Here is a 582-nt window from a genome sequence, read left to right as displayed (position 1 = left end):
ACTGTTTCTGCTAAAGATGCAGGCAGTTATACGAACAAAGCCAATGGTGTCGATAAAAACTATGACTTAACATTTGTTGATGGTGCCTTGGATATTGCGAAGGCCAAAATTAATCAAGTGACTGGAATTACTGCCAATAATCGTCTCTATGATGCAACAACTCATGCGATATTGAATACAAGCTCAGCAAAATTCTCGGGCATGGTCGAGGGAGATAAATTAATGGTTGCAACAGCAACAGGGCAATTTAGTGATAATAAAGTAGGTAAAGCAAAACAAGTGACGATTCAAGGGATTAGCTTGGGAGGTATAGATGCTCATAATTATCAACTTGTAAATACAAATGCCATGACAACAGCGGATATTTATCAATTAACCCCGACAACCGATTTACAAGCAACCCAGTTTAAACGACCACGCTATTTGCCTGAAACACAACAAGGATTCAATAAAGTTGATCTTGAGATATACCAAGGCGGTGTAAACACCACAGGCATTCAAATCTTGGCAGGGGAGCACTAAATAATGAAATCACAACAACATATATTGGCAGCATCTGTAAGTGCTTGTTTCATGTTATTC

The 582-nt window shown here is 38.7% G+C and carries 1 protein-coding gene; it reads left to right on the top strand.

The window, feature by feature from the left end; translation table 11 throughout:
- Positions 1–522 (top strand): YDG domain-containing protein (locus ACINWC743_RS09510; protein WP_009585258.1); only part of this gene is annotated, 522 nt, incomplete at its 5' end.
- Positions 523–582: the final 60 nt, after the last annotated feature.

The sequence above is a fragment of the Acinetobacter sp. WC-743 genome (assembly GCF_000335555.1).
GTDB classification, from domain to species: Bacteria; Pseudomonadota; Gammaproteobacteria; order Pseudomonadales; family Moraxellaceae; genus Acinetobacter; species Acinetobacter bereziniae.
Note: the sequence above shows the minus strand (reverse complement) of the source record. Positions and strands in the feature narration are given on the sequence as shown.